The 18,905-nt window shown below is 72.7% G+C and carries 18 protein-coding genes and 2 tRNA genes; 16 read left to right on the plus strand and 4 right to left on the minus strand.

Annotated elements, in window-relative coordinates:
• Window positions 1-232: 232 nt before the first annotated feature.
• Window positions 233-646, minus strand: coding sequence for an SsgA family sporulation/cell division regulator (locus OG823_RS28345; RefSeq protein WP_030056266.1), 414 nt, complete (start codon window positions 644-646; stop codon window positions 233-235).
• 195 nt (window positions 647-841) lie between these two features.
• Between OG823_RS28345 and OG823_RS28350 the strand changes: the two genes are divergently transcribed.
• The 3 genes from OG823_RS28350 (at window position 842) to OG823_RS28360 (ending at window position 1,806) form a co-directional block, all read left to right on the plus strand.
• Entirely contained in the window at window positions 842-1,375 is a 534-nt protein-coding gene (locus OG823_RS28350) for a TIGR02611 family protein (RefSeq protein WP_371482922.1), read from the plus strand.
• 75 nt (window positions 1,376-1,450) lie between these two features.
• Window positions 1,451-1,522 (plus strand) — tRNA-Val (locus OG823_RS28355).
• A gap of 212 nt (window positions 1,523-1,734) precedes the next feature.
• Window positions 1,735-1,806, plus strand: a tRNA-Val gene (locus tag OG823_RS28360).
• Window positions 1,807-1,975: 169 nt separating this feature from the next.
• On the opposite strand, the gene OG823_RS28365 is transcribed toward OG823_RS28360, so the two are convergent.
• Entirely contained in the window at window positions 1,976-2,743 is a 768-nt protein-coding gene (locus OG823_RS28365) for an exonuclease domain-containing protein (RefSeq protein ID WP_371482924.1), read from the minus strand.
• 252 nt (window positions 2,744-2,995) lie between these two features.
• Between OG823_RS28365 and OG823_RS28370 the strand changes: the two genes are divergently transcribed.
• From OG823_RS28370 to OG823_RS28385, 4 genes are all read left to right on the plus strand, one after another.
• Window positions 2,996-3,550 carry a DUF4365 domain-containing protein gene (locus OG823_RS28370; RefSeq protein ID WP_371482926.1) on the plus strand — a complete coding sequence of 185 codons (555 nt, stop codon included), beginning with the start codon at window positions 2,996-2,998 and terminating at the stop codon, window positions 3,548-3,550.
• A gap of 34 nt (window positions 3,551-3,584) precedes the next feature.
• Window positions 3,585-4,745, plus strand: a complete 1,161-nt coding sequence (locus OG823_RS28375; RefSeq protein WP_371482928.1) for a hypothetical protein — start codon at window positions 3,585-3,587, stop codon at window positions 4,743-4,745.
• A gap of 113 nt (window positions 4,746-4,858) precedes the next feature.
• Complete coding sequence (thrS, locus tag OG823_RS28380; RefSeq protein ID WP_371482930.1) at window positions 4,859-6,835, plus strand: threonine--tRNA ligase; 1,977 nt, start codon at window positions 4,859-4,861, stop codon at window positions 6,833-6,835.
• Between the two features lie 73 nt (window positions 6,836-6,908).
• Window positions 6,909-7,469, plus strand: a complete 561-nt coding sequence (locus OG823_RS28385; protein WP_371482932.1) for an HIT domain-containing protein — start codon at window positions 6,909-6,911, stop codon at window positions 7,467-7,469.
• A gap of 72 nt (window positions 7,470-7,541) precedes the next feature.
• On the opposite strand, the gene OG823_RS28390 is transcribed toward OG823_RS28385, so the two are convergent.
• Window positions 7,542-9,191, minus strand: a complete 1,650-nt coding sequence (locus tag OG823_RS28390; RefSeq protein ID WP_371482933.1) for a hypothetical protein — start codon at window positions 9,189-9,191, stop codon at window positions 7,542-7,544.
• Window positions 9,192-9,386: 195 nt separating this feature from the next.
• Here OG823_RS28390 and OG823_RS28395 point away from each other — a divergent pair, with 195 nt between their 5' ends.
• Window positions 9,387-9,821 (plus strand): thiol-disulfide oxidoreductase DCC family protein, encoded by a 435-nt coding sequence (locus OG823_RS28395; RefSeq protein ID WP_371482935.1) that lies wholly within the window; start codon window positions 9,387-9,389, stop codon window positions 9,819-9,821.
• Window positions 9,822-9,827: 6 nt separating this feature from the next.
• On the opposite strand, the gene OG823_RS28400 is transcribed toward OG823_RS28395, so the two are convergent.
• Window positions 9,828-11,960 carry an elongation factor G-like protein EF-G2 gene (locus OG823_RS28400; RefSeq protein WP_371482936.1) on the minus strand — a complete coding sequence of 711 codons (2,133 nt, stop codon included), beginning with the start codon at window positions 11,958-11,960 and terminating at the stop codon, window positions 9,828-9,830.
• A 296-nt stretch (window positions 11,961-12,256) separates the two neighbouring features.
• On the opposite strand from OG823_RS28400, the gene pgsA reads away from it, so the two are divergent.
• The 8 genes from pgsA (at window position 12,257) to OG823_RS28440 (ending at window position 18,855) form a co-directional block, all read left to right on the plus strand.
• Window positions 12,257-12,916: a phosphatidylinositol phosphate synthase gene (gene pgsA / locus OG823_RS28405; RefSeq protein ID WP_371482937.1), complete on the plus strand. Its 660-nt coding sequence runs from the start codon at window positions 12,257-12,259 to the stop codon at window positions 12,914-12,916.
• Entirely contained in the window at window positions 12,913-13,902 is a 990-nt protein-coding gene (locus OG823_RS28410) for a phosphatidylinositol mannoside acyltransferase (protein WP_371482938.1), read from the plus strand. Before pgsA ends, OG823_RS28410 begins: the two co-directional genes overlap by 4 nt.
• Before the next feature lie 36 nt (window positions 13,903-13,938).
• Complete coding sequence (locus tag OG823_RS28415) at window positions 13,939-15,126, plus strand: glycosyltransferase family 4 protein (RefSeq protein WP_371482939.1); 1,188 nt, start codon at window positions 13,939-13,941, stop codon at window positions 15,124-15,126.
• Window positions 15,127-15,267: 141 nt separating this feature from the next.
• The gene (locus OG823_RS28420) at window positions 15,268-15,636 is read left to right on the plus strand and encodes an isomerase (RefSeq protein ID WP_371482940.1); all 369 of its coding nucleotides are present in this window, start codon (window positions 15,268-15,270) and stop codon (window positions 15,634-15,636) included.
• 29 nt (window positions 15,637-15,665) lie between these two features.
• Window positions 15,666-16,211: a hypothetical protein gene (locus tag OG823_RS28425; protein ID WP_371482941.1), complete on the plus strand. Its 546-nt coding sequence runs from the start codon at window positions 15,666-15,668 to the stop codon at window positions 16,209-16,211.
• Between the two features lie 134 nt (window positions 16,212-16,345).
• On the plus strand, window positions 16,346-17,257 hold the full coding sequence (gene pdxS / locus OG823_RS28430) for a pyridoxal 5'-phosphate synthase lyase subunit PdxS (RefSeq protein WP_371482942.1): 912 nt from the start codon (window positions 16,346-16,348) through the stop codon (window positions 17,255-17,257).
• A gap of 86 nt (window positions 17,258-17,343) precedes the next feature.
• Window positions 17,344-17,970 (plus strand): pyridoxal 5'-phosphate synthase glutaminase subunit PdxT, encoded by a 627-nt coding sequence (gene pdxT / locus OG823_RS28435; protein WP_371482943.1) that lies wholly within the window; start codon window positions 17,344-17,346, stop codon window positions 17,968-17,970.
• A 126-nt stretch (window positions 17,971-18,096) separates the two neighbouring features.
• Complete coding sequence (locus OG823_RS28440; RefSeq protein ID WP_371482944.1) at window positions 18,097-18,855, plus strand: YebC/PmpR family DNA-binding transcriptional regulator; 759 nt, start codon at window positions 18,097-18,099, stop codon at window positions 18,853-18,855.
• Window positions 18,856-18,905 lie beyond the last annotated feature (50 nt).

Raw genomic sequence — 18,905 nt, forward strand, 5'->3', positions numbered from 1 at the left:
GAGGGAGGCCGGGCCCGCAGCAGAGAATGCCGACCACCCTGGATCAGGTGGCCGGCACCGGTGCCGGGTGCTTCCGGAGCCCGGTCCGCCCCCGTGGGAGCGGACCGGGGACCGGCCCCGAAGCCGCATGGTGCGCGGCAGGGTGTGCGACCGTGCCCCCGAGTAGGACGGCCGCGCTACGGCAGGACGGGTCCGCCTCGCCCTTCCGGCGTGGCGGGGCCCTGCGGCGGGTTCAACTTTCGGCGAGGATGTGCGACAGCTCCCGGTCGAGGTCGAAGTGGCGGTGTTCGGTGCCGGGCGGTACCGCGGCGTCCGTTCGCTTGAGAAAAGACTCAAGCGCTCGGGCCGGGGCCTCCAGCAGGGCTTCTCCTTCCGGAGAGCTCAGCGCGATGCAGACCACTCCCTGGCCGTGACTGCGCGAGGGCCACACCCGGACGTCGCCGGTACCGGTGGGTCGGTGCAGCCCCTCCGCAAGGAGATCTCGGGCGAACACCCACTCCACGGTCTCGTCGGCACCGGTGTGGAAGGTGGCGTGCACGGCATAGGGGTCGGCGGTGTCGTAGCGCAGGCCCGCGGGGACGGGCAGCGAGGACTCGCTGGACACGATGAGGCGCAGGTGCAGCTCGCAGCTGACCGTGGTGTTCATAAGCGCCATGGCCTTTCGCTCAGTGTGCGCTCGGGGAATCGCACGTCGGCGAACGGACCATCCCACCCCTACGACCGATGTAAACCCCTCTGTCCCGATTCGGGCGCGAGTCGTACCCCTTCCGGCGCATTGCGGAATCGCCACGGAGCACCGGGTGGCGGATTACCGGGCGGCTTCTCGGTTAGTTTCCTCAGCATGGCTGTACGAAGCGACAACACGAGTACGAGCGGGTCCGGACCGGACGGGGAGGGGGCGGCCCCACGGCCCCCGGCGGCGGGCGCCGACGTGCCTGGGACGGAGGCCGGGGAAGCGGCCGGGACGGAGGCCGGGGAGGGGGCGGGCGAGGAGCCGGAGGGCGGCCGGGCGCTGGGCTCCCGGGCGCCGCGCTTCATCAGGCGCTCGCGTCCGCTGCACCTGAGCTGGCAGGTGGCGGTCTTCCTGGTCGGCCTCGCCGTGGTGGTGCTCGGGGTGCTGATGCTGCCGCTGCCCGGGCCGGGCTGGGTGGTCATCTTCCTGGGCATGGGCATCTGGGCGACCGAGTTCGTCTGGGCCCAGCTGGCCCTGCGCTGGACCCGCCGCCGGGTGGCCGAGGCCGCACGCAGGGCCCTGGACCCCCGGGTGCGCCGGCGCAACCTGACGCTGGCCGTGGTCGGACTGGCCGTGATCGCCGGGCTCGCCGGCTGGTACCTCTGGCGGTACGGACCGGTCATGCCCTGGCAGCTGCTCTGAGCCGGCCGGCCGGGGCCCGCCCCGGAGGGGTGTTCGGAGCAGCCTTCGGGATGCGGTAATGTTTTCTCTGCACCCGGGCGATTAGCTCAGCGGGAGAGCACTTCGTTCACACCGAAGGGGTCACTGGTTCGATCCCAGTATCGCCCACCGGAATGCATTGGTGAGACGTCGGGCCCCGGCCATTAAATGGCCGGGGCCCGACGTCTTTTCCTTTAATCCCGCAACTCTCGTGGGGAATCCGGCTGAGGCGCAGTCATCTTCCCTGTGGAGCGCCGGTTCTGCGGTTGCGACAGGTGCCGCCGGGGAGATGCGGGTTGCAGGGCGCCCCCCGAACGGTGCTAGTCTTCTTCTCGTTGCCCGGGCGATTAGCTCAGCGGGAGAGCACTTCGTTCACACCGAAGGGGTCACTGGTTCGATCCCAGTATCGCCCACCGGACAGCACGGTCGTTCGACGACCGGCAAGACGCGGGCCCCGACCGGTTCTCCGGTCGGGGCCCGCGTCGTTCTCCGTACCGCAGTACCGCAGTACCGCAGTACCGAAGTACCGCAGTACCGTTCGGCCCGTTCGGCCCGCGGTACCGTCCGCATCGCGCCGATCGCTCAGGCCGCCGCCTCGCAGCGGTGCTCGGGCGAGAGCCGCCGGCCACAGAGACAGCGTGCCGGCCGCAACGGCCAGGAGAGGTCCACCCGCTCGTCGGCGCCGGAGCGGTCGAACCAGTTCTGCAGTCCCCGGGCCTGCGCCGCGTGCCAGACCCGCTGGCGCAGGTGGAGTTCGGCGGGGGAGAGCGCGCCCAGCGCCCCCGGATAGCGAGCCGCCAGGGTCCGGACCAGCCCCATCGCCGCGGTCGCGTCCGCCGCGGCGTCGTGCGCCCCGGCCAGCTCGACGCCGTAGTGGGCACAGAGGTCGGTGAGCGTGCGGCGGCCCTTGCGGTAGCGGTCGACGTGCTTGTCCAGCACCCTCGGATCGAGTATCAGCAACGGGGCCTGCCCCAGGCACTGCGCCAGCGTGACATCCCGGTGGCGACGCAACTCCCGGTCGAGCAGGGTCAGATCGTACGGCGCGTTCATCACCACCAGCGGCGTGCCGGCCCGCGCCTGCTCGACCAGCGCCTCGGCTATCCGGGCCACCACGGTACGCGGCGGGTGCCCGTGGGCGCGGACCCTCTCGTCGGTGATGCCGTGCACCGCGCGGGCGCCGTCGGGGATCGGCACGCCGGGATCCGCCAGCCAGGTCTGTGCCCGGGGGGCGGCGTCGGGAGCGAGTTGGACGACCAGGGCGGCGGAGACGATGCGATCGGTCTCGACGTCCACGCCGGTGGTCTCGGTGTCGAAGGAGGCGAGCGGGCCCGCGAACCACAGCTGCTGCATGACTGCCCCTCACTCAGGTACTGCCCTCGGGAACGGTGTGCTCCCGAACCGGAGCGGGGGAGACCGGGCGGGGGTGGGGCACCGCCGAGGACCGGCGGTGCCCCACCCCCGCCCGGTCTCGTCCCGTCCTGGTGATACCCCGTTCTGACGGGGCCTCAACCGTTTGCGGCGCGGATGCCCGGGGATGCTCCCGGTGGCGGTCTGTTCGAATCCGGACAGGGCCGACGCGCCGAGGTGGGGGAGGCGGCAGCCATGGCGCTGACACAACCGCAGCCCGAGGGGACGGCGGCCGTCCTTCGCGGCAACCTGGCCACCACGGCCTGCATGGAGACCCTGCAGGTGGCCTACCTGCACGCGGTCACTGCGGCCGCGGGCTGCTCGCTCTCCCAGCCGTTCCCGGACAACGGGATCGACTGGCAGGTCAGCCACGGCTCGCCGGCCCACGAGGTCGACGACGAGGTCACCCTCAAGATCCAGCTGAAGGCCACCCAGCAGATCGCGTCCGCTCCGGTCGGCCCGTACTTCAGCTTCACCCTGGACAACGACCACCTGCGCAAGCTGGCCCGGGTCCGGGTCGCGGTTCCCAAGATCCTGGTGGTCATGCTGCTGCCGCGCCGGGTCGACCAGTGGCTGCAGGCCCGGCCGGACGCGCTGGAGCTGCGGCACTGCTGCTACTGGGTCAACCTGGCCGGCCACGCGGTGACCGGGCAGCGGCGGACCAACGTCCGGGTGCCGGTCGCCCGGGTCTTCGACGACCGCGCACTGTGCGAGATCATGGCGAGGGTCGGCGCGGGCGAAAGCCCGTGACGCCCCGGCGCCCCAGGCTGCGAGGAGCTGACGCATGACGGGTACCCGGATGTCCGAGGACGGAGCCCCGGCCCTGCCGGACCCCGCGGCGGTCGACCCGGCGGTGCTGGCCACCCTGCTGGCCCGGTACGGCTGGGTCCGGCGCGGCGGCCCGACCGCCAGGTACGGACGGTGGACCCCGCCCGGCGACAGCGACCCCGACACCAGCCTGCTGGTGCCGGCCGGCGGCGGCTTCGACGACGCCGTGGACCTGCTCGCCGACGCCGTCACCGCGCTGTCCCGCTCGCGCAGCCCCTCGGCCCGCTCGATCCTGGTCGCCCTCACCGTGCCCGGCGACGAGATCCAGTGGCGGCGCGAGACGCCGGGCGTGCCCGGGGCCGTCCCCTGGGAGGGGGAGGAGCACCTGCGGGGCGCGGCCCGCGCGATGCTCGCCGCCGCTGCCAAGGCCGGCCGGACCAGGGCCGCCTACTTCGGGGCCCGGCTGGACGGCTGGGCCGGCGCCTTCGTCGAGCGCGCCCTGGTCGTCGCGCCCGCCGCCGGCGCCGGCGGCCTCACCGCCTTCACCCCCGCCCCCGAGGGGCGGGCCGCCGTCACCACGCTGGTCCGGGCGCTGGAGGCGATGCGGGACGCCGTCGACTACCGCCGGGTCAGCGGCGGACTGGAGGCCTTCGAGAACGCCGTCCAGAGCGGGGTGAGCCGGGAGCTGGTGGACGCCGTCCAGCAACTGGTGCGCGGCGCGACGGCGGCCCAGGTCTCGGTCGCCTGGTCGGCCGCCGTCGGGACCCCGGGCGGTTTCGGCGACCGCCGGATCTCGCTGGAGTTCTCCCCGGGCGACCTGCCGGCGCTGGCGGAGGCCGCCGAACTGCTGGAGCGGATCGAGCCCGCGGTGCCGGTCACCGTGCTCGGCGCGGTGGTCCGCCTCAAGCGCGGCGCGGCCGCCGGGCCCGGCACCGTCCGGCTGCGGGTGCTGAGCGGCGCCGAGGTCGCGGAGGTGAGGCTCCGGCTGGACGACCGGGAGTACCGGCTGGCCGCCGAGGCGCACCTGGCCGGTGCCCCGATCCGGGTCAGCGGCCGGCTGGAGCGGCGCGGAGGGTTCCGCCGGCTCGTCCACCCGCACGATCTCGCCCCCGTCACGCTGGAGGACGCCGAGCGCGAGCGGCTGCTGAAGACCCTCGGCGAGGACGAGTCGCGGTAGCCGCGCGAGCCGCAGGGCCATATAGGTGCACGAGGCGGCCGCCGCTCTCGGTACCATCGTGAACGCGCAGTGAAGTGCTGCGCCTCACGCATCCAGCACGTCAGGAGAGACCGGTGACGGACGTCCGGGTAATCATCAATCGCGAACCCGATCGGGAAGAGCGCGTGGTGACCACGGGCACGACGGCCGCCGAGCTCTTCGCGGACGACCGCTCGATCATCGCCGCCCGGGTCGCGGGCGCGCTCAAGGACCTCGCGTACGCCGTCCAGGACGGCGACGAGGTCGAGCCCGTCGCGATCGGCAGCAAGGACGGCCTGGACATCCTGCGGCACTCCACCGCACACGTGATGGCACAGGCCGTGCAGCAGCTCTTCCCCGAGGCCAAGCTCGGCATCGGCCCGCCGGTCAAGGACGGCTTCTACTACGACTTCGACGTCGAGAAGCCGTTCCACCCCGATGACCTCAAGGCCATCGAGAAGAAGATGCAGGAGATCATCAAGCGGGGCCAGAAGTTCTCCCGCCGGGTGGTCGCCGACGACGCCGCCCGCGAGGAGCTGGCCGCCGAGCCGTACAAGCTGGAGCTGATCGGCCTCAAGGGCGCCGCCTCCGCCGAGGACGGCTCGAACGTCGAGGTGGGCGGCGCCGAGCTGACCATCTACGACAACCTGGACGCCAAGACCGGCGAGCACTGCTGGGGCGACCTCTGCCGCGGCCCGCACCTGCCGAGCACCCGGCAGATCCCGGCCTTCAAGCTGATGCGCAACGCGGCCGCCTACTGGCGCGGCAGCGAGAAGAACCCGATGCTCCAGCGGATCTACGGCACCGCCTGGCCCACCAAGGACGAGCTCAAGGCGCACCTGGACTTCCTGGTCGAGGCCGAGAAGCGCGACCACCGCAAGCTCGGCAACGAGCTGGACCTCTTCTCGATCCCCGAGGAGATCGGCTCCGGCCTCGCGGTCTTCCACCCCAAGGGCGGCATCATCCGCCGCACCATGGAGGACTACTCGCGCAAGCGGCACGAGCAGGAGGGGTACGAGTTCGTCTACACCCCGCACGCCACCAAGGGGAAGCTCTTCGAGAAGAGCGGCCACCTGGACTGGTACGCGGACGGTATGTACCCGCCCATGCAGCTCGACGAGGGCGTGGACTACTACCTCAAGCCGATGAACTGCCCGATGCACAACCTGATCTTCGACGCGCGCGGCCGCTCCTACCGCGAACTGCCGCTGCGCCTCTTCGAGTTCGGCACCGTGTACCGGTACGAGAAGTCCGGCGTGGTGCACGGCCTGACCCGCGCCCGCGGCTTCACCCAGGACGACGCACACATCTACTGCACCCGCGAGCAGATGGCGGACGAGCTCGACTCGACGCTGACCTTCGTGCTGGACCTGCTGCGCGACTACGGCCTCACCGACTTCTACCTCGAACTGTCCACCAAGGACCCGGTCAAGTACGTCGGTTCGGACGAGACCTGGGAGGAGGCCACCGAGGTCCTGCGCAGGGTGGCCGAGAAGCAGGGCCTGCCGCTGGTGCCGGACCCGGGCGGCGCGGCCTTCTACGGCCCGAAGATCTCGGTGCAGGCCACCGACGCGATCGGCCGGACCTGGCAGATGTCGACCATCCAGCTGGACTTCAACCTGCCGGAGCGCTTCGACCTGGAGTACACCTCGGCGGACGGCTCGCGCCAGCGCCCGGTCATGATCCACCGCGCGCTGTTCGGCTCGATCGAGCGGTTCTTCGCGGTGCTGCTGGAGCACTACGCCGGCGCCATGCCGCCGTGGCTCTCCCCGGTCACCGTGGTCGGCATCCCGATCACCGACGAGCACGTGCCGTACCTCCAGGAGGTCGCGGCCGAGCTGAAGAAGCGCGGCATCCGGGTCGAGGTGGACGCCTCGGACGACCGGATGCAGAAGAAGATCAGGAACGCCCAGCGCGCCAAGACGCCGTTCATGCTGATCGCGGGCAACGAGGACATCGAGGCGGGCGCCGTCTCCTTCCGCTACCGCAACGGTGAGCAGAAGAACGGTGTGCCGGTCGCCGAGGCCGTCGCCGAGATCGTGGACGCCGTGGAGCGCCGCATCCAGGTGTGACGCCGAGCAGGCGGGTGCGGGGCGGACTCGACGAGTCTGCCCCGCACCGCTTTGCAAGCGGCGTACGGCGAATATGCTGATCAGCATGACGAGTGAGCCGGAACTGCAAAGGGGCGTCGGGGAGCCGGACGGCTTCCGCCGCCTGTGGACCCCCCATCGGATGGCCTACATCCAGGGCGAGAACAAGCCCACCGGCCCGGCTCCGGACGACGGTTGTCCGTTCTGCTCGATCCCGGCGCTGAGCGACGAGGACGGGTTGATCATCGCCCGGGGTGAGGCCGTCTTCGCCGTGCTCAACCTCTACCCGTACAACGGCGGTCACCTGATGGTCGTCCCGTACCGGCACGTCGCCGACTACACCGACCTGGACGGGACCGAGACGGTCGAACTGGCCGCCTTCACCAAGCGGGCGATGACCGCGCTGCGCGCCGCCTCCGGCGCGCACGGCTTCAACATCGGGATGAACCAGGGCGCCGCCGCCGGCGCCGGCATCGCCGCCCACCTGCACCAGCACGTGGTGCCGCGCTGGGGCGGGGACGCCAACTTCATGCCGGTGGTGGGCCACACCAAGGTCCTGCCGCAGCTGCTCGCGGACACCCGCAAGATGCTGGCCGACGCCTGGCCGCAGGACTGAGCCCGGGCGGACGGGAACGGGGGCCCCGCCGGACGGATCCGGCGGGGCCCCCGCGGCGTGCGGCGGCCCGGTTCAGTCCGCCGCGTACTGGTCGAACAGGTACGGCCGGTTTCCCTGCATCTCGGACTTCAGGATGCCGACCCGGTTGGTGAAGCGGCTGCTGTCGATGTCGTGCTCGTCCAGGAAGTCGACCAGCGCGGCGGTGACGGCGGCGACCACCGGCGTCGCGCTGCGGAGCACGTCGTCGGTCTTGTCGCGGTTCACCCAGGTCTTGCTGACCCAGGAGGAGCGCAGCCCGAACGGCTCCGGCAGGCCGAGCCCGCCGCCCAGCCAGCCGAGCAGCACGGGGGCGCGCATGAAGGGCGCGCGCAGGGCCTGACGCACCACGTCGTCGTTGTCGATGAGCGGCAGCTGGACGGTCTCCTCCACCCAGAACTTCCCGCTCTTCTGCCGGGTCAGCTCCCTGGCCTTGGGCTTGCCGGTGAACAGCCCGTGCACCGGCCCCAGGGCGTGCCCGGAGACGGTGATCTCCAGGATGTTGGCGAGCACACTGATCTCCACCAGGATCGTGGAGATCAACTGCCCCTGGTGCAGCACGAACTGGGTGGCGACGCAGTGCCGGGGGCCGCTGTGCCCGAAGGACTGCTTGTTGGCGACCTCCTGAACCGCGAAGTCACGCATCACGAAACCGTCGGCGTCCATCTCGGGACCGCTCGGGCGGCCGATCTCGTCCGCCCCCTCGGGGACGTGCTGGAGGATCCAGTGGTTCACCGAGTACGCCGGCATGCCGCCGTTGGCGACCTCGCTGCGGCCCAGGCCGCCGAGCCGCTCGCCGATCTTCCGGGCGAGGTCCCAGGTGTGGAAGGTCCGGAAGTCCTGGTGGCCCTCGGCGGGCCTCAGCTCCGCCGACACGTTCCAGGAGCCCCAGCGCCGGCCCGCGCCGAGCAGGCCCTTCGGCCCGGCGTAGTGCAGGAAGTTGGTCTCCTGCTCGGCCTCCAGCCGGCCGAGCTGCGCCTTGAGGGTGGCGGCCTTCTTGTCCATGTCGTCGCGGGGCACCGCCTTGGCCACCGTGGCGGCCGGCCCGTTGCCCTCGACCAGCGCGAGCCAGCGGGCCCGCATGTCCTCGGTGCTGCGCAGCACGATCCGCTTGGCGAGGAGCCAGCCGACGACGGGTGCGATCATCATCACCCGGAAATAGAGCGCCCAGAGCCCGCTCACGGGCGGCCGCACGGCGAGCAGGACGGCGATCAGGCCGACACCGACCAGCACCAGCGTGCCGTAGAGGTCCTGGCGTCCCGAGTCGTCCTTCTTCAGCCAGGTCCGGATCTGGAAGGCGGCCAGCCAGAGCAGGGCGCCCGGCAGGAAGAGCAGGCCGCTCACCAGCGTCACGACCATCAGCCGGCGGTCCCGCTCGTCGCGCAGCTCCTCGGCGGCCAGGCAGTGGTGCACGATCATGCGTGCGTCCACGCCGAAGGAGGGCACCAGCGGATTGCGCTTGGCGCCGAGCGTGCGGGAGATGACGGCCTTGCTGAAGGCCTCGCCGAGGTTGGGCCGCAGCAGCTTGAAGCGGCCAGCCTTCACCTTGCCGGACTGGAGGCCCTCGTAGGCCGAGATGTCGGTGTCGCGGTAGGCGGCAGAGGAGAGCGCCTGGGTGACCGCGGTCTGCGGGCCGGCGTCCGTACGAGGTATCTGCGCGCCCGGGGTCATGTCGAGTTTGCTCACGGGTGGTGTGCCCTCCTCCCCTTGTCAGCGGCAGATTACCGTGCCGCGGGCCCGCCGCGTGGGTGATCTTCTGAAGAGCAGTCACGCCGCCGCCACGGTCGGTGTTTTCGGCATGCTTCCCCGGAATCGGTGGCTTCGACCCTCCGACCGGGATTCCGGTGCGGTCGAACCCGCCCGATGGGGGAGTATCGGGTCATGGACGAGATGCTGACGACCGACCCTGTCCTGGTCTTCGACGGGGACTGCTCCTTCTGCACGAGCTGCGTGCACGCGGCCGAGCGCCATCTGCGCCAGACCCTGGCCTCGGGCGGCTGGGACGCGGTGCCGTACCAGTTCGCGGACCTCGCCGCGCTGGACGCGCGGGCCGGCGGCCGGGGTGAGGTGACCGCGGAGCGGGCCGGCCGCGAGGTGCTCTGGGTGACCCCGGCGGGCCGGGTCCACGGCGGGGCGCAGGCGGTGGCCCGGCTGCTGATGCGCACCGGCGGCGCGTGGGCGTACCTGGGCGGGCTGCTGGCGCTGGCGCCCGTGCGGCCGGTGGCGGCGCTGGCCTACCGCTGGGTGTCGGCCAACCGGGACCGGATGCCGGGCGGCACGCCGGCCTGCGCGCTGGCGCCGGCCGCCCGGCGCTGAGCGGCGTCAGTCGCCGTCGGCCTCCTCGGCGGTGAGCCGGGCGGCCAGCGCGGGGGGCATCGGCTCGTGGCGCAGGTGGGAGCGGGAGAAGCCGGCCGTGCCGTGGGTGAGCGAGCGCAGGTCGACGGGGTAGCGGGCGAGTTCGAGCTCGGGCACCTCGGCGCGCAGCAGGGTGAGGCCCTCGCCGCCGGTCTCGGTGCCGAGCACCCGGCCGCGTCGGGCGGAGAGGTCGCCCAGCACGGCGCCGAGGTACTCGTCGGGGAGCAGCACGCCGACGGCGGCCACCGGCTCCAGCAGGCGGATGACGGCGTGGCCGGCCGCGTCGCGCAGGGCGAGGGCGCCGGCGTTCTGGAAGGCGGAGTCGGAGGAGTCCACGGAGTGGGCCTTGCCGTCGGTCAGGGTCACCCGGATGTCGGTGAGCGGGTGCCCGCTGGAGACGCCCCTGGCGAGCTGGGCGCGGACGCCCTTCTCCACGGAGGGGACGAAGTGCCTGGGCACGCTCCCGCCGACCACCTGCTCCCGGAACTCGAAACCGGCGCCGGTGGGCAGCGGTTCGACCTCCAGGTCGCAGATGGCGTACTGGCCGTGGCCGCCGGACTGCTTGACCAGCCGGCCGTGGCCGGCCGCGGCGGTGCCGAAGGTCTCGCGCAGCGCGACCCGGTGCGCGACGGTGTCGACGTGCACGCCGTGGCGGCCCCGGAGCCGGTCGAGCACGACCTCGGCGTGCGCCTCGCCGGTGCACCACAGGACGAGCTGGTGGGTGTCGGCGTTCAGCTCCAGGCGCAGGGCCGGGTCCTCGGCGGTGAGCCGGGTGAGGGCCTGGGACAGCTTGTCGTCGTCGGCCTTGCCGTGCGCCTCGACGGCGATCGGCAGCAGCGCCTGCGGCAGCGGCCAGGCCTCCAGCCGGACGTCCCCGCCGGGGTCCCCCAGCGTGTCGCCGGTGCGGGCACCGGTGAGTTTGGCGAGGCAGACGAGGTCGCCGGCGATGGCGTGCGGGACGGGCCGGTGCTGCTTGCCGAAGGGGCCGGTGAGGGCGGTGACCCGCTCCTCCACGGGCTCCCGGCCCTCGGCGTCGTCGTCCGGGGCCCGGCCGGGCGGGCCGGTGGGCGCCGTGACCTGGACGTGGGTGTCGGGCCGGAGGGTGCCGGCCAGCACGCGGACCAGGCTGATCCGGCCGACGTAGGTGTCCCCGGTGATGTGGATGACCTGGGCCGCCAGCGGGGCGCCGGGGTCGCAGGCGGGCTCCGGCGCGGGTGGGCGGCGCTCGGTGGGCGCGGGGAAGGCGGTGGCGATCAGGTCCAGCAGCTCGGCGGCGCCGAGCCCCTCGTCGGTGGCGGCCAGCGCCGGGTGCAGGGCGCAGGCGAGCACCTCGCGGCGCAGGCCGGCCGCCAGTGCGCCGGTGTCGAGCTCCTCACCGGCCAGATAGCGCTCCATCAGGGTGTCGTCCTGCCCGGAGATGGCCTCGACCAGGCTCTCCCGGGCGGTCGCGGCGTCCGGGCCGGCCGCCGGGCCGTCGTCCGGGCCGTCCTCGGAGCCGTCCGCGCCGTACCGGCGGCCGGTGAGCAGATCGAGGGAGCCGGCGGGGCGGCCGTCGTGGTGGAGCGGGAGGTAGAGCGGACGCAGGGTGTCCGGGCCGAGGCCGAAGGCGTCGTGGCAGGCCGTGAGGATGTCCTCGAAGGAGCTGCGGGCGACGTCCAGCTTGGCGACCACGACGGCCCGGGGGATCCCCGCGGCCGCGCACTCGCGCCACAGCGCCCGGGTCGGGGCGGTGACCGGGTCGGTGGCGGAGACCACGAAGACGGCGCCGTCGGCGGCGTGCAGGGCGGCGCGCAGGTCGGCGGCGAAGTCGGGGTGGCCGGGCGGGTCGAGCAGGTTGATCTTGGTGTCGCGCCACTCCAGCGGCAGCACCGCGAGCTGGACCGAGTGCTGGCGCCGGTGCTCGATCTCCTCGTGGTCGGAGACGGTGGTGCCGTCCGGCACGCGGCCGGCCCGGGTGACGGCGCCGGCGGCGAGCGCGAGCGACTCGGCGAGCGTGGTCTTGCCGGCGCCGGCGCAGCCGATCAGGACGACGTTGCGCAGCTGTTCGGGGCGCAGGGCGGGCGGCACCTGGCCGGTTCGTACCGTGGCTCGGTCGGGCACGGGTGTCTCCTCCCGTTGCGACTCCCGCTGCGACGGGGGCCGCGGCTGGCCGGACGCTCCAAGTCTAGGTGGCGCGCCCGGGGGCCGCCCGGGGGCCGCCCGGAACTCAGCGTGCGCGCGGATGAGCTTTGAGTAGTTGGCAGTTGGCCCGAATGCCGGTGCGGCGGTGTGGGGCGCCGGAGCGCACGGGCGGCGTGGATACCATGGGTCAGCCGGGTGGGCTGATCCACTCGGCCGCCTGCCGCCGATCATGGCCCCGGGCGGGTACCAGTGAGATCGGAGCGGTCCGGAAGGCCATGCTCAACAAATACGCGCGTGCCTTCTTCACACGTGTCCTGACACCGTTCGCCGCTTTCCTGATCCGCCTGGGTGTGAGCCCGGACGCGGTCACCCTGATCGGTACGGCCGGTTCGGTGGCCGGCGCTCTGCTGTTCTTCCCGCGCGGGGAGTTCTTCTGGGGCACCATCACGATCACGTTGTTCATCTTCTCGGACCTGGTCGACGGGAACATGGCCCGCCAGCTGGGCCGGACCAGCAAGTGGGGGGCCTTCCTGGACTCCACGCTGGACCGGGTCGCCGACGCGGCGATCTTCGGCGGCCTCGCCATGTGGTACGCGGGCAAGGGCGACAACGACCTGCTCTGCGCGGTGGCGATCTTCTGCCTGGCCAGCGGACTGGTGGTGTCGTACACCAAGGCGCGGGCCGAGAGCCAGGGCCTGCCGTGCGACGTGTCGGGCCTGGTGGAGCGGGCCGAGCGGCTGGTGATCAGCCTGGTCGCGGCGGGTGTCGCCGGTCTGCACACCTTCGGTGTGCCGTACGTGGAGTGGCTGCTGCCGACCGCCCTGTGGCTGGTGGCGGCGGGCAGCCTGGTGACCGTCTTCCAGCGGATGCTGACCGTCCGCCGGGAGGCGTTCGAGGCGGACCGCCTGGAGGCGGCGGAGCGGGGGGCGGCATGAAGGACCGGATCGTCTACGGGGCGTACGCGCTGGGCTGGGCCGCGCTGAAGCACCTGCCGGAGCCGGTCGCCCGCGGGCTGTTCGAGCAGATCGCCGACTCCGCCTGGCGCAGGCGGGGCAAGCGGGTGCTCCAGCTGGAGGCGAACCTGCTGCGCGTGCGGCCCGGTACCGGCGAGGAGGCGCTGCGCGCGCTCTCCCGGGCGGGGATGCGCTCCTACCTGCGGTACTGGATGGAGTCCTTCCGGCTGCCGGTCTGGAGCCGGGAGCGGATCGCCGCGAGTGTGGCGATCGAGGGCCTGGAGCACCTGACCGAGGCCATGGAGACGGGCCGCGGTGCGGTGGTAGCGCTACCGCACATGGGCAACTGGGATCTCGCGGGCGCCTGGGTGGCCTCGCACATCGGCTACCGGTTCACCACCGTCGCCGAGCGGCTGGAGCCGGAGCGGCTGTTCGAGCGCTTCGTGGCCTACCGGGAGAGCCTCGGCATGGAGGTGCTGCCGCTCACCGGCGGCGACGTCTCGGTGGTGGGCACCCTGGCCCGGCGCCTGCGTGCGGGAAAGATGGTCTGCCTGGTCGGCGACCGGGATCTCTCCGAGGCCGGCGTCGAGGTCTCGTTCTTCGGCGAGGCCACCCGGATGCCCGCCGGGCCCGCCGCGCTCTGCCTGCGCACCGGGGCCGCGCTGCTTCCGGCCACGCTCTGGTACGACGGCCCGGTGCTGCGGGCCCGGATCCACCCCGAGGTGCTCGCGCCGGCGGCGCGGGAGGGCGAGGATCCCAAGCGGGAGCGGCAGCGGCAGACCGAGGCGATGGTCCAGGCGACGGCCGACGTCTGGGCCGGCGGCATCGCCGAGCACCCCGAGGACTGGCACATGCTGCAGCGCCTGTGGCTGGCCGACCTGCCGGTCCGCGAACCGGCCGGGGCCGCCCCGCCGGTCGCGGTGCCGGAGCCCGCCGGCGAGCCCGCGAGCGAGCCCGCCGGCCCCTGAACGTGCCCCGACCCGAAGCATTCTGAGAGGAACCAGGTGAAGATCGGCATCGTCTGCCCGTACGACTGGGACGTCCCCGGTGGCGTGCAGTTCCACATCCGGGACCTCGCGGAGCACCTCATCGCGCTCGGCCACCAGGTGTCGGTGCTGGCCCCCGCCGAGGACGACGAGGCGCTGCCGCCCTACGTGGTCTCGGCCGGGCGGGCGGTGGCCGTGCCGTACAACGGCTCGGTCGCCCGGCTCAGCTTCGGCATCCTGTCGGCGGCCCGGGTGCGGCGCTGGCTGAACGACGGCCGCTTCGACATCCTGCACGTGCACGAGCCGGCCTCGCCGAGCCTGTCGATGCTGGCGGCCTGGTCGGCGTCGGGCCCCATGGTGGGCACCTTCCACACCTCCAACCCGCGCTCGCGGGCGATGATCGCGGCCTCCCCGATCCTCCAGCCAGGCCTGGAGAAGATGCGGGCCCGGATCGCCGTCAGCGAGTACGCCCGGCGCACGCTGGTCGAGCACCTGGGCGGCGACGCGGTGGTGATCCCCAACGGCGTCGACGTCGGCTTCTTCGCGGAGGCCGAGCCCGACCCCCGCTGGAGCGGTGGCGCGGCTGCCGGGGAGCCGGGCACGATCGGCTTCATCGGCCGGATCAACGAGCCCCGCAAGGGCCTGCCGACGCTGCTGGCGGCGCTGCCGACGATCCTCGCGCAGCGCCCCGGGGTGCGGCTGCTGGTGGCCGGCAAGGGGGACGAGGAGGAGGCCGTGGCCGGCCTCGCCCCGGAGGTCCGGGCGCAGGTGGAGTTCCTCGGCATGGTGAGCGACCGGGACAAGGCCCGGCTGCTGCGCAGCGTCGACCTCTACGTGGCGCCCAACACCGGCGGCGAGAGCTTCGGCATCATCCTGGTCGAGGCGATGTCCGCCGGTGCGCCGGTGCTGGCCAGCGATCTGGACGCGTTCAAGCAGGTGCTGGACGGCGGCGACGCGGGCGAGCTGTTCCCGGTCGAGGACGCCGCCGCGCTGGCGGCCGGCGCGCTGCGGCTGCTCGGTGACCCGGCCAGGCTGGAGGAGCTGCGCAAGGCGGCCTCCCGGCACGTACGGCGCTTCGACTGGTCGACCGTCGGCGCGGACATCCTGGCGGTGTACGAGACCGTCACCGACGGCACCGCGGCTGTGGTGCCGGTGGAGGACGAGCGGGCCGGCTGGCGCGGGCGGCTGGGGCTGGCCAGGGACTGACCGGCGGGGGCCGACCGGTGGGGGGCGGTCGGCGGTGGCGGTCGGCGGTGGCCTGCGGGGGCGTACCGGGTGGGGGTCGGCCGGCGGTGGCTGGCTAGGGTGGCCCCGACCGTCCCACCCCCGACACCCGGAGGCCCCTCCATGCCGCAGATCTCCGTCGACTACTCCGCCGGGCTCGCGGAGGCGCTCGACCGCCAGGCCCTGGGCCTCGCCCTGAACCGGCTCGCGGTGAAGCACCTCGGCGCCGGCCCGGACGCCTGCCGGACCCGCTTCCGCGCGGCCGACGCGACCGTGGTGGTGGGCGAGCGCGCACAGGAGCACGAACTGGTGCTGGTGGCGTTCCACATCTTCCCCGGCCGCACCGCGCAGGCGAAGGCCGAGCTCGCCGACGCCGCCCTGGCCCTGCTGACCGAGCTGTCGGCCCCGGCGGCCGGCCGGCCGGTGCACGCCGCCGTGGACGTGGTCGAGATCGACCGGGACAGCTACCGCGGGGCGACACTAGGCGGCTGACCGCGCGGCACCCGGTAGCGTTGCGCCCCGTGACTACGTGGATCTGGGCGGCTGCGGCCGTGGTGCTGTTCGGGATGTACCTCAGTTGGACCGCCGGCCGGCTGGACCGGCTGCACGCCCGGATCGACGCCGCCCGCGCGGCGCTGGACGCGCAGCTCGTCCGCCGTGCCTCGGTGGCGCTGGAGCTGGCGACCTCGGGCCGGCTGGATCCGGCGGCCTCGCTGCTCCTCTACCAGGCCTCGCACGTGGCCCGGCAGGCGCAGGACGAGCACCGCGAGGTGGCCGAGAGCGAGCTGAGTCTGGCCCTGCGGGGGGTCTTCGCCGATCCCGAGCAGGCCGAGGCGCTGCGGGCCGTGCCCGGCGGCGAGGAGGCCGTGAAGGATCTGACGGCGGCCGTGCGCCGGGTGCCGATGGCCAGGCGCTTCCACAACGACGCCGTCCGGGCCGCCCGCGCGGTGCGCGAGCACCGGCTGGTGCGCTACTTCCGGCTGGCCGGAAAGGCGCCGTTCCCGATGGCGTTCGAGATGGACGACGAGCCACCGCTCGCCCTCACGCCCGAGGGCGCACCGGCCTGACAGGTGCGCCGCCCGTCCGCTTCGGACTCTTTGTCGTATCCCGGATCCCGGGATGGACCGGAAGGCGTATGGAAAGCCCTCCATCTCCGCCTACCATAAGGCGATAGCACTTTCGTCTCCGAGTGAGGTCTCACGTGTCCACCACCCCCATCACCGCAGACCAGCCGCAGATCGGTACCGCCCGGGTCAAGCGCGGCATGGCCGAGCAGCTCAAGGGCGGTGTGATCATGGATGTGGTCAACGCCGAGCAGGCGAAGATCGCCGAGGACGCCGGCGCCGTGGCCGTCATGGCCCTGGAGCGCGTCCCGGCCGACATCCGCAAGGACGGCGGCGTCGCCCGCATGTCGGACCCGGACATGATCGACGGCATCATCAACGCCGTCTCCATCCCGGTCATGGCCAAGTCCCGCATCGGTCACTTCGTCGAGGCCCAGGTCCTCCAGGCCCTCGGCGTGGACTACATCGACGAGTCCGAGGTGCTGACCCCGGCCGACGAGATCCACCACTCCGACAAGTGGGCGTTCACCACCCCCTTCGTCTGCGGCGCCACCAACCTGGGCGAGGCCCTGCGCCGGATCGCCGAGGGCGCGGCCATGATCCGCTCCAAGGGCGAGGCCGGCACCGGCAACGTGGTCGAGGCCGTCCGCCACATGCGCCAGATCCGCGCCGACATCAAGCGCCTCACCACCCTCGACGAGACCGAGCTGTTCGTCGCGGCCAAGAACCTGCAGGCTCCGTACGAGCTGGTCAAGGAGGTCGCGCAGCTGGGCAAGCTCCCGGTCGTGCTGTTCTCCGCCGGTGGTGTGGCCACCCCGGCCGACGCGGCCCTGATGATGCAACTGGGTGCCGAGGGCGTCTTCGTCGGCTCCGGCATCTTCAAGTCCGGTGACCCCGCCAAGCGCGCCGCCGCCGTCGTGAAGGCCACCACCTTCTTCGACGACCCGAAGGTCATCGCGGACGTCTCGCGCGGCCTGGGCGAAGCCATGGTCGGCATCAACTGCGACACCCTGCCCGAGACCGAGCGGTACGCCAACCGCGGTTGGTAGTCCCCTGCCGACGGCCCGCCGCGCGCCCGTCCGGCGCGGCGGGCCGTCGCGCGTCGCCCGTACGAGAAGTCGAAGAGGTAGCAACTGTGTCCACTCCCGTCATCGGCGTCCTGGCCCTGCAGGGCGACGTCCGCGAGCACCTGATAGCCCTCGCCGAGGCGGACGCCGTCGCCCGCCCGGTGCGCCGCCCCGAGGAGCTCGCCGAGGTGGACGCGCTGGTGATCCCCGGCGGGGAGTCCACCACCATGTCCAAGCTGGCGCTGGCCTTCGGGATGATGGCGCCGCTGCGCGACCGGGTCGCCGCCGGAATGCCGGTGTACGGCTCCTGCGCGGGCATGATCATGCTGGCGGACAAGATCCTCGACGGGCGGGACGACCAGGAGACCGTCGGCGGGATCGACATGACGGTGCGGCGCAACGCCTTCGGCCGGCAGAACGAGTCCTTCGAGTCCGCGATCGCCTTCAAGGGCCTGGGCGGGGAGACGCCGGGCGGGGAGCCGGTGCACGGCGTCTTCATCCGGGCGCCCTGGGTCGAGTCGGTGGGCGCGGGCGTCGAGGTGCTGGCCGAGCTGCCGGCCGCCGACGGCTCCGAGAGCCGGATCGTGGCGGTCCGTCAGGGCGGCCTGCTGGCCACCTCGTTCCACCCGGAGCTGACCGGTGACCACCGGGTGCACGCGTACTTCGTACGGATGGTCGAGAACGCCGCCTCCTGAGCCCCTCCGACCGCCGCCACCGGGCGCCGGCCTCCGGCGCGCACCGGTCCGGTGCCCCCGTCAGGGTGCGGCACCGGTAAGATCTCTCCTGTTCATTTCCCTTTTGGCGACGTAAAGGAGCTGGCGATGTCCGGCCACTCTAAGTGGGCTACCACCAAGCACAAGAAGGCCGTGGTCGACGCCAAGCGCGGCAAGCTCTTCGCCAAGATGATCAAGAACATCGAGGTGGCGGCGCGCACCGGCGGCAGTGACCCGGCAGGCAACCCGACGCTCTACGACGCCATCCAGAAGGCGAAGAAGAGCTCGGTCCCGATCGACAACATCAACCGCGCCGTCAAGCGCGGCGACGGCGCCGAGGCCGGCGGGGCCGACTACTCGACCATCATGTACGAGGGTTACGGCCCCAACGGCGTCGCGGTGCTCATCGAGTGCCTCACCGACAACCGCAACCGGGCCGCCTCCGACGTGCGCGTCGCGATGACCCGCAACGGCGGCAACATGGCCGACCCGGGCTCGGTGTCGTACCTGTTCAACCGCAAGGGCGTCGTGATCGTCCCCAAGGCGGACGGCGTGGACGAGGACAAGGTGTTCGAGGTCGTCCTCGACGCCGGCGCCGAGGAGGTCAACGACCTCGGCGAGTCCTTCGAGGTGATCAGTGCGGCCACCGACATGGTCGCCGTCCGCACCGCGCTGGTGGAGGCCGGGATCGACTACGACTCGGCCGACGCCAACTTCGTGGCGGACCTCCAGATCCCGCTGGACGCCGACGGCGCCCGCAAGATCTTCAAGCTGATCGACGCCCTGGAGGACAGCGACGACGTGCAGAACGTCTTCGCCAACTTCGACATCAGCGACGAGGTCGGTGCCGAGCTCGACGCCGAGTGACCAGGCTCGATCCCCGGCCCGGTGGTCCCCAGGACCACCGGGCCGGTGTC

Source organism: Kitasatospora sp. NBC_00315, assembly GCF_041435095.1.
Classification (GTDB): domain Bacteria; phylum Actinomycetota; class Actinomycetes; order Streptomycetales; family Streptomycetaceae; genus Kitasatospora.